The sequence below is a fragment of the Sphingobacterium sp. UBA7855 genome (assembly GCA_002500745.1).
Classification (GTDB): Bacteria; Bacteroidota; Bacteroidia; order Sphingobacteriales; family Sphingobacteriaceae; genus Sphingobacterium.
This window is the reverse complement of the sequence record DLST01000010.1, coordinates 231,803-245,631: the sequence shown is the minus strand read 5'-3', so window position 1 is coordinate 245,631 and position 13,829 is coordinate 231,803. Positions and strand designations below refer to the sequence as shown.

Below are 13,829 nucleotides of genomic sequence, written 5' to 3'. Positions count from 1 at the left end.
CCACGCTACTTTATCTTTCTACAATCTCCTTCACAACCTCTCCATATTGATCTTTCACCTGCTCTTTCCTTTGTGCAAGGTATATCCACTTCTTAAACGTTCCGATAAATACAATCGCCATCAATGACATCGCTGCTACGGCCAAGCCCGCCAGTAGGTACTGTCCTTTAGGCACATATCCTTGTACCACCTGAAGATAGCCGGCCCAAAATGTAATCACGGCCATAAAGACACCGGGAACGGCTGCAAACAAGACATATTTTCGTCTATTCATCCGGATGAGCATCGTTGTACATACAATCAGACCACAGGCTGCCAAGAGCTGATTGCTAATACCAAATAATGGCCAAATGCTACTTACGTTACCGGTATAAACCAAATATCCCCAGGAAAACGTAAACAGGGCACTGCAAATCCATACACCTGGTTTCCAGTTTTTATCGCTAAATTTAGGGAAAACAGTTCCAAGCATTTCCTGTAGAAAAAAACGTCCCACCCTGGTACCTGCATCAATCGCCGTAAGAATAAAAACAGCTTCAAACATGATAGCAAAATTATACCAATAGGCCATTATATCGTTCATAAAAGGAACCTTATCGAAGATATGAGCCATCCCTACAGCCAACGACACTGCCCCGCCCGTCCTACCGTGCAGATCTACACCTATTCTGTCTATAAAATGTGGTAAATCCACAGCTGAAAGATGGGGGTGCTGCGCTAGAAACTGTGCATAATCGGCTACCGGCGTATTGATTGCAAAATAATCACCAGGCATCAACGTACAAGCTGCAATCAAGGCCATCAAGGCAACAAAGCCCTCAACAAGCATAGCGCCATACCCCACAAACAAGATCTCACGTTCATTACCGATCATTTTGGGCGTCGTCCCGGTTGCGATAATAGCGTGGAACCCTGATATGGCTCCACAGGCAATCACAATAAAGATAAAGGGCAAGACAGGTCCTGAAATTACAGGTCCGCCACCATGGATAAATGAGGTCAAGGCGGGCATCTGAATTGTTGGTGCAACAAAAAATATTCCTACCGTCAGCATAATAATTGTACCTATTTTGAGATAGGTCGACAGGTAATCTCTCGGAACCAATAATAGCCAGATGGGCAATACTGAAGCGAAGAAACCATATACAGCAATACCGATAGAGATCGTTTTCACATCCCAGTTGAAAAGTGCGTGAAAAGTTGGAACCTGCATCAGGTGATGACCGGCTATAATACCTGCAATAAGCAAGATACCACCAATGATACTCGCCAAGGTCACCGAGCCCTCCCGATAGCGCATCATCAAGCCCATTAAAATAGCAATGGGCATTGTCAGTACAATCGTAAATAAAGACCATGGTGCCTCGTGCATTGCACTGATACAGGCCAGCGATAATCCGGCCAACGTTAGGATCAAAATAAAAAGTACGGCGATACCAGCAATAGTGCCAATAGGTTTACTGACCTCCTTGGAGGCAATGGTTGCCAAACTTTCGCCTTTATGTCGTACAGAAGCGAAAAGCACGACCATATCGTGCACACCGCCACCTAATACACAACCAATTAATATCCACAGAGCGCCCGGCAGATAACCAAACTGTGCCGCGAGAACTGGACCAACTAGTGGTCCTGCCGCAGCTATCGCAGCGAAATGATGGCCAAACAACACTTTTTTATCGGTTTTCACATAATCATGGCCATCAGCAAACTCCACCGCCGGTGTCTGGCGACTTCCATTCAACCTGAGCAGCTTATTTGCTAGAAACAAGCCATAAAAACGATACGCGATCGCAAAGATCAATATCGCTGCGAAAACTAAGGTCAACGCATTTATTCCATTGAGAGCATCCATACCAGTTAAGTTACACGATTATTTTTGCTTTTTCAAACACCTCATATACCTTCCATAAGGCACGAGGTACATGAAAGCATCCCTTCCATTTTCCGCCTTTGAGATCGAGCAATACCTCACCTCTTCGATTGAGGTAGCCAAACCATTCGCCATGTTCGGGGTCCCTAAAATGCGTCCAGGTATATTCATGAACCCGTTCGAACCAACGTTTAGCCTCTTCATTTCCCGTTAGTACCCAAGCTTTCGCCATACATACCAGTGTTTCACAGTGCACCCACCATAACTTCTGGTCCCATTCCAACTGCTGGGTCGGTTTACCCTGCGCATCCATAAAGTAGAATATACCTCCATATTTCTCATCCCATCCATACTCCAACATACGAAGACCAATACGCATGGCTTTTTCAATCAACGCTGGTCGCTGCAATCTTTCTCCCAGATCCATCATAAACCACATGGCCTCTATCGCATGTCCCGGATTGAGCAATCTTCCTTCAAAACTATCCAGCAATGAACCATTGGGACTTACATTTTCAAAGACAAGCCCCTGCTCCTCTTTATAAAATACATCCATTACCTCCACCACGATATCCTCAATCAATTCCTGCACCAGGTTAGGTTCCAATAAATGCTCCAGTTCGATGGAGAGATTGCTCAAGATCATAGGCAAAGCAAAATTCTTTGATGGACGTGTCCCTGGAACAGCCTTATCGTATATGCCCTTGGTATGTGTTCGACGTTTCAATATATTATGAAAGGTGTCTTGCGCAATTTCCGCGTAACGCTGCTCCTGGGTTGCTGTATACAGGGCACCAAATCCCATTGCAGCAAAGCAATCGGAAAAAATATTATAGGGCCGCACAAGTGCCTTCCCTTGTCGATCAAGCGAAAAATACCAGTTTCCCTCTTCGTCACGTCCATGTTTTTCCATAAAGCTGGCACCATGAACTGCAATATCCAACCAGGATGACCGTGTTTCAATTTTGTTGTAAATACTCGAAAAGAGCCAAACTTGCCGCCCCTGCAGCCACATAAACTTATCCGTATCAAAAACTCCACCTCTTCTATCCAGACAGGTAAAATAGCCCCCATACTCCCTATCGAGCGAATGCTCCGTCCAGAAAGGAAGAATATGATTAAATAATTCGTCTTTATAAATTGTACTATAATGATTCATGTATAAATGAATTTGCTCTTTAAAGGCCATTTAAAATCTCTGGCCTACTCTTATCAATAATGCTATTCTTGTTCTCTGACTTCTTCGAGATTGCTTTTGTCGTCATTTCGCATGCTGTAAACACGCGATCCCTATCACCAATTGTGGTTCAAGGCATATTCCCGGTACCGATTGTAAAGGTGTCCTGCCTGTAAATAAGCGGACTGTGGACTCATAAAGTGAGCAAATTCGAAAGTAATAGCCTTATCATAACCCGCCTTTGCTGCAGCCTCAAGTTTTAGCCTTAGTTTATCAAACTTGATCGGCAAAAATTTGATCGGCATATCCCGGTCAAAAGATTCGGCATTCGTCCAACAGGCCATACCATATTTATCAGCCAATTTCTTATTGACCTCAAAGAAATCGGGAAGCTCATCGTAATCAATGTGTCCATCCTGAAAGGCCACTGCATCGACAGCTCCTTGTATACCTTCAAAAATTTCGCCCCATTCCCGTTCGTGCTCCAATACCGAAACTGCATCGGCTTTACTAAGCTCGGGAGAAGCGGCAAGCACAGCTTTTTTCCCATCAATCCAGGGCGATATAAATGTCGGCAAGCCCCCACTGACGGTCTTGCACTGTAACCCAAGTGTACGAAAAGCATGAACAGCCCCTTTCGTTTTACGACTGATTTCCGTACTGATATACCATCCACCGAAGCTTTTATAATGCCCATATTTAGCCCAAACCTCTTCAATTACATATTGGTTGGCATCGATTTCGTGACTTAGGTCTCCGGTCTCCCAATAAATACCGCTATCATAAAGTCCAAAATAGAATTTCATCTCATACTTGTCTGCAAGCTGCAGATAAAGCTCTACAAGATCCAATGATGGTTTAAAACAGCCATATTTGTCCATCAGATAAGCCGATGGATAGGTTATAAATTTACGATAGCCACTGCGAATCATAATAACAGTGTCTATACCAATTGCCTTCATATATGCAAAATCCCGATCCCACTCTTCCGGACCCCAATTCTGGTGCGGAATATCGTGGGAAATCTCGTCAATAAATGTCCCTGTAATTCTCATAAATATTTCTTTTCTTTTAATAATTGTACCCATTTTATATATGCACTGGGTATCAGATGCACACCATCAGCTGAGTAAATTGCGTTAAGTTTTCGCGCATTGTCCTGAAAAAGTGGGCAGAGGTCGACAAATGGGATATTTTCATCTGCTGCAAGCTGTCTTAGTTTTTCATTTAAGATCGGAACCAACACATTTCTACCTTTTGTATAAGGCTCTTTTGTTAGTTCTTCATTGATCGGTAAAGCACTCTGAAGATAGATAAGGGTCTTTGGTGAGATCTTTTTTATTCGTTTAATGATACGCTTGTAGTTATTGACCGACACTTCCTGCGGAAGCTTTCGGAATTGGTCATTAATGCCATCCATCAGAAAAATTGCCCGTGGACGTCCGCGCAACACCTCATCTATACGCGCAAGAATCCCAAACGAATTATCTCCGCCTATCCCCCTGTTCAGTACAGGATATTTTGAATCTGCAAGCAATTCCTGCCATTCTGCCCGTTCAGTAATACTATTTCCCAAAAACACGATCGCTCCTTTAATTGTTGGACTTTGTTCGAAATAAGCCATTCGTTGTTGATAATACCAGTTGGCGTAACTGCTATCTATTTTAGTCTCCTGAGCTGAGAGGGACTGGGAAAATACCGATAGATATATTCCAATGAGGAAGCAACCTTGGAAAACACGATACGCCTTAAAAAATTCCAATGATCTCATAATAGCTTTTGCTGTTTTAAATAATTGGACCAAATTAAATAGGTGGCTTGCTTCAGATGTAAGCCATCAATTGTTAGCTCAGCTTTTAGTTCCCCATTACCGTCCAACAATATCGGCTGTAAGTCTACAAAATGAACTTGATGTGCCGTACACAATTCTTTCAAAGCTTTGTTCAGTAGCACGATCTTGTCATTCCGAACCTCTTCATAGATTTTTGGCAGTAAAGATTCATTCACAGGTAGAAGTCCCTGCACAAAAAGCGCTGTATTTGGCGACTGCTTTTTAACCTGCTTTATTATCCTTTCTATATTCGTTGAAATAATGGAAAGCGGTATTCCTCTTTTCATGTCGTTCACCCCACAGAGCAGAAATATTTTTCGTGGTCTGGACGCTAATATCTCGTCTAGTCGTGCTAAAATACCGTAAGTCACATCACCGCTAATCCCACGATTGATCACATGCTTCCGCTGGAGGATTTCTTGCCATTTTCCACCTTCGGTAATGCTATTGCCAAGGAAAACGATTTCGTCCTTCTGATTGGGCATCGCTTTAAAAAACTCAAGCCTTGCGCGATAATGCTGATTATCAAACGTAGAATCAATACCCTTTGATTGCGCTAAAGTCAATGCCGGTAAAAAAAAAGGCAACAATAGGGCCTTCCAGTTCCTATAAGAAAGTCTGTTCATATGCATTAATTATTTTCGTCGGTATGCTCTTTTTCGGGTTTTCGCAGTGGTACCCACCAGGAAACCAAAAAGGCTGGAATAGTAGAAATCAACACCCAGATAAAAAATTCTTTATAGCCCAAATGATCACTCAGCCAGCCGCTGATCATCGAAGGAATCATAAATCCCAGATTAACAAGTCCGCTTCCGAAAGCGTAGTGTGCCATCTTATATTTGCCTGGGGCAATATTTTGCATGATAAAAAGAATAATTCCGATAAAGCCAAAACCATATCCAAAGTACTCTATGGCGACAGCAGCAGCTATGAGATAAAGGTTCGTCGGCAATGTGATCGCAAGAAATGCATAAGCTACAAATGGAACATTAAAGAAGGCACAAAGGATCATAAGTGTCCTCCGGTCTAAGCCCTTTTTGGATACAAAGTGCCCTGCGACAATCGACCCCAACACAAAGGCTATGGCACCAAATACGCCATAAAGTAATCCAATTTCCGAAGTACTCAGGCCAAGCCCACCTTCGGTACGTTGCGCTTTAAAAAATAAGGGGGTGATCTTAATGGCCTGCCCTTCGGCAAAACGATAAAAGACAATAAAAAGCAAGCTAAACCAAATATTCTTTTTCTGAAAAAAAGTTATGATAACGTCTTTAAGCGTATCCATTCCCTCTTTTAAAGAAGTGGATTTTGGTGCTTCATCGTGAGCAGGTAAAGCACGTATACTGTACAATCCAATCCCCAACATAATAAATCCATAAGCAAACATCACCACCATCCACGCGGATTTAATGCCGATTTCCTGCTCCAATTGCCCCGCCAAATAAACGAGTACGCCGCCAGAAAAAACTTTGGCCACATTATAGAAGGCACCTTGCCAGCCGACATATTTTGCCTGTTGTTTTACATTCAGTTCGTTCAGATATACCCCGTCGGCTGCGGTATCATGTGTGGAACCACTGAATGCAATCAGTGTCAATAAGGCAATGGAGAAGCTAAAGAAATGATCCAACTGCAGCGTAAGACCAAGCAGACCAAAGAGTAGCCCCGTGAGTATCTGCGTGGTATAGACAAAAAATTTCTTGGTCTTATACAGCTCCAAAAAAGGCCCCCATAAAGGTTTTATTGTCCAGGGCAGCATAATCAATGAGGTCCAAAAAGCAATCTGCGCGTCCGATACCCCCAAATTTTTATACATAATGGAGCTCGCACCCGAAAGGGCAACAAAAGGTAGCCCCATGGCAAACCATGTTGTGGAGATCCAAAAAATAGGCGGAAGCGCCTTACGCCCTTTGCGAAGCTCCACCGTTTGTTCTAATAATTCATTCATTTTATGACTTCCAATAAAGTTTTAACCGGCTGCTCACGATCGTCAAAAGCGCCACGATTCCGGTGAATAATACACCGCGCATCACTCCCCAAAAAACACCCTGTGCCCCCATCTGATCAAGAGCGCTCTGTAGTCCCGTAAGCGCCAATAGTGGGATCAACACTAGATTTCCTGCGGTATAGGCGACCATCGGATTTTTACCAACCAGTGCTATACCTCGAAACAGCGATTTTCCAAAAGCAAGTTTCTCGATACAACACAGCATTGTTAGCGCATAACAGGCTAAGCCCGTACAGACAAAATAATAGCTGTATGTGGAATAATCCTTTTTTATTCCCCCCTCATACGCTTCGAAGATCAGTCCTAAAAAAAGCAGATAGCTTCCGAGCATAGCCATTTTTGCCTGCAGTGTCAGTACTTCGCCCTTCCAAAAAACACCTGAACAGAAGCATAGTGAAAAGATCAACATCAGGGTAACTCCCATATTGATATCGAGATAGCGCATGTATAGATTGAAGACATTCAGCCCAATTAGAAGTGCACAGAGCAAGCCTTGTAATGCCAGTTGAGACCGCTGCATCCTGGATTTGTCGGCTAACGACGTATCAGCAATAATCCACTCGCCGACAACTGTAGCCGGAAGGATAATAAAGAGGTATTTGAGGTAATAAAATTGATAAAGCCACGTCGCAGGGCTGAGTTTGTAGATAAATTCGTTGATACTACCAACTTCTTTGGATCCCAAAAAAACGCCCATAATAAATGGTAAAATCGCCATACGTAACCAGATGGATTTTGCCGTCAGCCACCACCACAGCGTTCCAAACAAAGCCATATTGGCCAGTACCAGAATAATAATATCTGTCTTCTGGAGGGTAAATCTATCCGTTTGTGCATACAACAGATATAGCATCCCTACAGATAGCAACAGGGCCACTATGTGAACAAGTCTCGCGGTCCGCATCGGTAAATACGACTTTAAATCGGCATAGAGTGCAAAGAGCAGGACAAACCCCACGATTGACAAGATATACTGTGACGCAGCAGGCTCTCCACTCATAACCCAAGCGCGCATATAAAAAGAAAATAAGGCGAAAAAGAATAAAGCAACAAAACGCTTAAAAATTGTACCCGCGATAGGCAAAGCGTTTAGGTTAGCCACTTTTTTCCGCATAGCCAATGGGATGGCCGCCCCCATCGTAAAAAGGAAAATCGGAAAAACCAGATCTACCCAGGTTATACCTGCTATACTGGGATCAAATACATGTTTGGGCGGGGGCACCTGTGCATGGTACATCCAAGCAGGAAGGTTTCCAAATGAAATGCTCGATGAAAGCACCATTAAAAGGATGGCAATTCCCCGCAGAACATCCAAACTATCGTTTCGCTGCTGTGGAGTGGTTGTAGAATTTGGTAAAATTGGTATCATCTCGTTTTTCTATGCGTTCGGAAATCATTTTTTTGTTGCTATAAATTGGCCGGTAAAATCCACCGGCCGTTCAAACGGCTTTAGGATATGATCCAACACAACCGCCACTTGAGCCCGTGTTAACACTTGATTTTCTTTTGCTGCAATGACGGACCAGACTTTATTTTTATTCAAAGTGGGGTCGACCTGGAGCAATAGAGCCGCAAAAAATTCTGCTGTGACATCGGCACCCGAGCCAGCGACTTTATCGGCCGATGGATAATAACTACGCATACCGTCGATCAGGTCTACTTCGCTTATGCGGTGTTCGGGATAGAACCAAGTCTGATTGGCCCATTTGTAGGGCACCCCTTTTCCTTTAAGAATCCCGGTTGCTCCAACACGTTGGATTGCCTGAAAACGACTATCTTTTGGATCAACATCGATAAAGGGCATGAGATAGGCATGATGGTCCAAAAGTACTTGCTGGACCTCCCTTAATGAAAGATCTTTGGGCGTAACACCTTGTTTTGCAGACAGCGCCGCCAGCACTCCAGCAGCTTGACCAATACCCAATACAACTGGCTGAAGGCGGGTGGCCCCAGCCACAATATTGCTCACACTGATGCTTTTTTCAGCAACAATAAAATCCGCTATTTTCTCAGGAATCAAACTTCCAAGGGGTACATTGTAGGATGGTACCCGAATCTTAACAAAATCAATTTTGGGTGCATCCGGGTTCTTCAGGTGATGATGATCGATGGTATAATCGCCTACTATCCCACCTGTGCGGTACAAAGGCAGCTCCTGCTGATAAGGACTCTGCACATAAGGCAATGTAAGCTGCACCAAGCCTTTAGCACGTCTAGACTCGCGATGATAAGCAATAAAGGGAAGTTTATCGGCCGTATCATATTCATCATCGGCAAGCCCCAAGTTTTTAAAACCCAGCTGACTTTGAAGATGATATACAAAACGTAAGGTATGATCTTTCGCCTTTTGCAATTCCACCGCCCTCGCCTTTGGCGACATCTCGATAATATTCAGGTAGATATCATTTCCTTCTTTAGGCCAGTTTATCATGTATTTTCCATTCGGCAATTTGCCATAGGTAATCATTTGATCACAATTGATGATAGGCGTATTGCTGTGTGAAGCAGGATCTTTAACATCACAGGCATGTTCAAACTCTTTAGGATCATAACCTTGAGGTTTCTTTAGCAATCTCTTTGGATCGGCACCATAGTCTTTCAGGATAGCGACATAAGTAAGGTCTTGAATTATTGAATTGGCCTTTTCGGGAGCAAATTCTTCTTTCGTATCGTAGCGGCTATCCATACCGATGCTGTAAGCAACACCCGCACGCGGCAAGAGATCCCCCAATTCCGTCGCATCGACTAGAATAGAAGCGTTTACGGTTTTCTTTTTCCCTTCCCGTTCAATGGCAACGGTCCAGCCTTTAGGCTGTTTTTTCAGGTCTAAAAGGGTACTTTTATACCAAACGGCAATATTTTTTTCGGCTCCAACCATCTTTTTTAACAAGCGATTACCGACCGAAGGCTCAAATAGCGTATTGCTTACCCAGCCTGTTTCCACTGCCTTTGGACCACCATAATAAGCATAAAGTTCTGCCCTAAATTCGCCCCATATTCCCGAAGGCATACGATGGTTACCATCAATAGCGGAGACCCCAGCGGCAGTGAGCATACCACCCAACCAGCTTGTCTCTTCCACCATAAGGACCTTACTTCCCAAACGGGCAGCTTGCAAAGCCGCAGAAACACCACTTGCTCCCCCTCCCACAATCAAGACATCGTATGAAGCAACAGCCTGCCCCTGCGAGGAGAGTGTGACAGAAATCAATAAAATAGAAAAAAAAGATTTAAACCAATTCATATGAAGGTTAATTGCAGTAAATAATTTAAAAAATACGCACCAAATACCGGTTTAAGGACCAGAGATACATTATTTTGTTGTCGGACTAAAGGATCAGTATAAGGTGAATGAAACATATAGGTTATCGATTAATGGATCAGACGATTAAAATAAGCGAAATGAACCGGAATGGTTTTGGCCCAGTAGCCAGAGGTATGAGCGCCGGGTTGCGCAATATAAGTCGCTTTGATCTTGAGTACATCACAACTATCCCGAAGGGACTTATTGGCCCCATATAGATAATCTTCAGTACCACAATCAAAAATAAATGTCTTTTCACTCCCAGCGATCTTATGGACATTATGGATGACACTAAAACGATCGAATAATGGATTTTGATCGCTGTATTGACCTAAATGTTGGGCTAGACTTGTCTTCTTGAAAGCCGAATGTCTCAGATTGACAACTCCCGAACTGCTACCAGCACTTTTAAAAAATGATGGATAGTTAAAAAAGAGCCAAAGTGCACCATGCCCCCCCATACTCACACCCGTAATAAATGAGTTGTCCCGATCCGTATGATATTTGCCCTGTATGTAAGGCATTAATTCCCCTGTCAGGAACCGACCAAATTGTGCTCCGCCTTTTTGTGGACTGTCTAAAAACCAGCTCGTCCGAAGACCGTCAGGGCATACCACCACAAAGCCATATTGATCGCTCAATGCCTGAAAATCTACAAATTTTGAAACACTTTTATAATTTGCCCCATGACTGTGCAGCACATATACAACAGGTAAGGCACGGTTGTCCGGCTTCATCTTTGGTATATAGACGTAGCCGGAATCTACTCCAGAAAGATGAGCAGACTGTAACGTATAAAGCTCTTGTCCTTTGGCCAACATCGTACCAACGGCACATAAAAGGCATATGATTAAACGCATGAATATAATTGAGTCAGTCTTTAGATTTATAGTGAAGCTAAATTAATAATAAAATTTACAATAAAAAAAGTATTTAATAATTTTTTTTATTTAATATTATCATATTACGCTATTTTATAACGAAGTCCAGTTATCAATTCAGGTTAAATAAAAAAAGAGCATTGGAAAAATTTCCAATGCTCTTTTTATTTAAGATTTGAAACGCTAATTAAAATAGCTCAAATTCACATTTCTGGTTATTTATTATGTCCTTATTTTATCAGACACTGTATAGTTGCCGTTTTTAGCCACGGTGATGTGAACCTTATATCGACTTTATCGCCAGATTGACCCAATGCTTGAACATAAGCAATCATTTTACCATGATATACCCGCTGTTTGTTATCTGTATAATCGCCCATGTCGGCATTATTTCCTGCTTCCATTCCCAGCAATCGTGCATTTCCAATGAGGTCGCAGGTTATTTCATCTTCTGATAGTATTACGGGTTCATCGTTGGCATCTACCAACTGTAAGGCAATTTGAATGATTGCGCCTGATTTTATGTCTTGCTCTCCTAGTACGGCGGCATGAATAGCCGTAGGCCGTTGAGTTGACTGTATTGCATGACGGATGATCTCCTTTTTATGATTGTCGAAACCCACAACTTCCAATTTGCCCGAAGTATAGGGAATATCCCAAAAGATAATACCTGTTTTCTCATCATATTTCTTTTCTTCGCCAACAAGCTTACCATTGAGTTCTAATCGTGCCAGCGCACTATTGGTGTAGCAAACGACCCGAATTTGTTGCCCCTCTTGATAATTCCAAATTGGCCAAGCGTCCATAGAAGGGGCTTCATTCTTTCGCTGTCCTTCCTCCGACTCCAATGCCGACCACACATCGGTTGCTCCTGCCCCTCCCTTCAATGGATAAGTACCTAAGTAAGCCATGGGTTTGTCCGACCACAGCGATTGGCGATAATAACCTCTCGGTTTGACAAATCCCGCAAAATCTAGCAGTCCTGAATAGAATCCACGGGAAGGCCAACGTCCAGATTCGCCGAGATAATCGATCCCAGTCCATAGAAATTGACCAAAAATATGCGCATTGTCACGTACTGCTAACCAAGCAGAAAGATCATGCCTATTTTCGCTGCCGAAAATGACGCGTTCGGGAAAGCGTTTGTGATCCAGTTGATAGCGGCTTTCTGTATAATTGTATCCAGCGATGTCAAGTGCACCCGGATAGGCAGTTTCGTTAGACATTGCTACACCTGCAAGCCCTGCTGTAACCGCTCTACTTTTATCGTATTTTTTTACAACCGCGACCAAGCGTTTGGCAATATCACCCAACCGCATCGCATCGGGTGCATCCTTTTTGTAGCCCCCATACGAAGCTTGTGTAAAGCCACCCTCTTTCTTTTCTCCGTTAAGAATAGGATGTGAATAAGGATCATTTGGATAATCCACTTCATTGCCTATACTCCACGCAAAAATTGAAAGGTGATTCCGATCTCTTTTGACCATGTCGGCAAGATCCTGCTCTCCCCAAGATTCAAAAAAATCGTATGATCCTTGAAAGCCGGGCGTACCAAAATTCCACCCCTGCAACCATTTTCTTTTTGGAAATTCCCATTCGTCAAACGCTTCGTCCATCACCAAAAGACCAAGCTCGTCACATAGTGCATACAACGAAGATGCCTGCGGATTATGGCTTGTACGAATAGCATTGACTCCCAGCGATTTTAAGGTTAGGAGACGTCGACGCCATACTTCTGGATACACTTCAGCGCCCAATACGCCAGCGTCGTGGTGCAAACACACTCCTTTTACCTTCATCCGCTCTCCATTTAAAGCAAACCCTTTGTTCGCATCGAACGTGAATGCTCTGAAACCGGTCTTCACCTCCGACTGATCGATCTGCTGGCCATTTTGCGTCACAATTGTCCGCAAGGTATATTGATTGGGTTGATCCAAACTCCATAGTTTGGGGTTCGACACGGCCAACTGCTGTTGTACGGTTGCCTTATCACTGGCTCCGATTTGTACTTTCTGTGTTTTTTTTGCGACAATACGCCCTGTCATGTCAACCAACTGCTGCTCGACTGCAATTGCAGAAGATGCGGAAGCGCTATTGACCACAGTTACTTCGGTATTTAAAATTCCCTTTTCACCTTTTATTTCTGGATAGGCGTACACGCCCCATTGGTCGATATGCATCGGATTGGCCTTAACAATCCATACATCCCGATAGATCCCAGACCCTGTATACCACCGCGAATCGGCACTTTGGCTATGGTCTACCCTAACGGCTATGGTATTTTCTTTGCCAAATTCAATGTATGGCGTAATATCGTAAGAAAAGGACACATAACCATTGGGCCTTTTGCCAACAGATTTACCATTGACAAAAACTTCACTTCGGTTGTACACTCCCTCAAAATAGATAAAAATCTTTTTACCCTGATCTTCTGCGGGTATCGTCAATTGTTTTCGGTACCATCCTATGCCGCCGGGCAAATATCCTGTCGCGCTGGCTAAATTAGGACTTAACGGGTATTTTACACTCCAATCATGCGGCAAACTCACCTGCTGCCATCCAGCGCGATCCATTTCCGTTCCCGCTTTTATCTCCATATCTCCCAAATGGAAGCGCCAGTCTGAGTTTACACGTTCGGCGATGCCAAACCCCGGCTGTGCATATAGGGTATGGATACCTATATAACTGGAGATTGCTAAGACAGCCAACTTTCTTATTATTCTTTTCATTTTATTTATATTTACATTAGGTTTAGTGA

Annotated in this window: 10 protein-coding genes; all 10 read right to left on the bottom strand. The window is 43.3% G+C overall.

The genetic code is table 11. The annotated features are described in order from the left end of the window. Nucleotides 1-10: 10 nt before the first annotated feature. Nucleotides 11-1,852 carry a carbon starvation CstA family protein gene (locus B2107_RS07220; RefSeq protein WP_293954495.1) on the bottom strand — a complete coding sequence of 614 codons (1,842 nt, stop codon included), beginning with the start codon at nt 1,850-1,852 and terminating at the stop codon, nt 11-13. Between the two features lie 10 nt (nt 1,853-1,862). Continuing rightward, a complete protein-coding gene (locus tag B2107_RS07215; RefSeq protein WP_293954493.1) occupies nt 1,863-3,029 on the bottom strand; it encodes an AGE family epimerase/isomerase in 1,167 nt (388 codons plus the stop codon). A gap of 134 nt (nt 3,030-3,163) precedes the next feature. Next, the gene (locus B2107_RS07210; protein WP_293954491.1) at nt 3,164-4,102 is read right to left on the bottom strand and encodes a DUF4434 domain-containing protein; all 939 of its coding nucleotides are present in this window, start codon (nt 4,100-4,102) and stop codon (nt 3,164-3,166) included. Beyond that, entirely contained in the window at nt 4,099-4,818 is a 720-nt protein-coding gene (locus tag B2107_RS07205) for a GDSL-type esterase/lipase family protein (RefSeq protein WP_293954489.1), read from the bottom strand. The genes B2107_RS07210 and B2107_RS07205 overlap by 4 nt, the downstream gene beginning before the upstream one ends. Then, entirely contained in the window at nt 4,815-5,504 is a 690-nt protein-coding gene (locus B2107_RS07200) for a GDSL-type esterase/lipase family protein (RefSeq protein ID WP_293954487.1), read from the bottom strand. Before B2107_RS07200 ends, B2107_RS07205 begins: the two co-directional genes overlap by 4 nt. A 5-nt stretch (nt 5,505-5,509) precedes the next feature. Beyond that, complete coding sequence (locus B2107_RS07195; protein ID WP_293954485.1) at nt 5,510-6,826, bottom strand: MFS transporter; 1,317 nt, start codon at nt 6,824-6,826, stop codon at nt 5,510-5,512. Nucleotide 6,827: 1 nt separating this feature from the next. Further along, a complete protein-coding gene (locus tag B2107_RS07190; RefSeq protein ID WP_293954484.1) occupies nt 6,828-8,255 on the bottom strand; it encodes a DUF5009 domain-containing protein in 1,428 nt (475 codons plus the stop codon). A gap of 24 nt (nt 8,256-8,279) precedes the next feature. Continuing rightward, nucleotides 8,280-10,130 carry an FAD-dependent oxidoreductase gene (locus B2107_RS07185; protein WP_293954482.1) on the bottom strand — a complete coding sequence of 617 codons (1,851 nt, stop codon included), beginning with the start codon at nt 10,128-10,130 and terminating at the stop codon, nt 8,280-8,282. Nucleotides 10,131-10,258: 128 nt separating this feature from the next. Beyond that, on the bottom strand, nt 10,259-11,050 hold the full coding sequence (locus B2107_RS07180) for an alpha/beta hydrolase (protein WP_293954480.1): 792 nt from the start codon (nt 11,048-11,050) through the stop codon (nt 10,259-10,261). A 251-nt stretch (nt 11,051-11,301) separates the two neighbouring features. Next, nucleotides 11,302-13,800, bottom strand: coding sequence for a sugar-binding domain-containing protein (locus B2107_RS07175; protein ID WP_293954478.1), 2,499 nt, complete (start codon nt 13,798-13,800; stop codon nt 11,302-11,304). Nucleotides 13,801-13,829 lie beyond the last annotated feature (29 nt).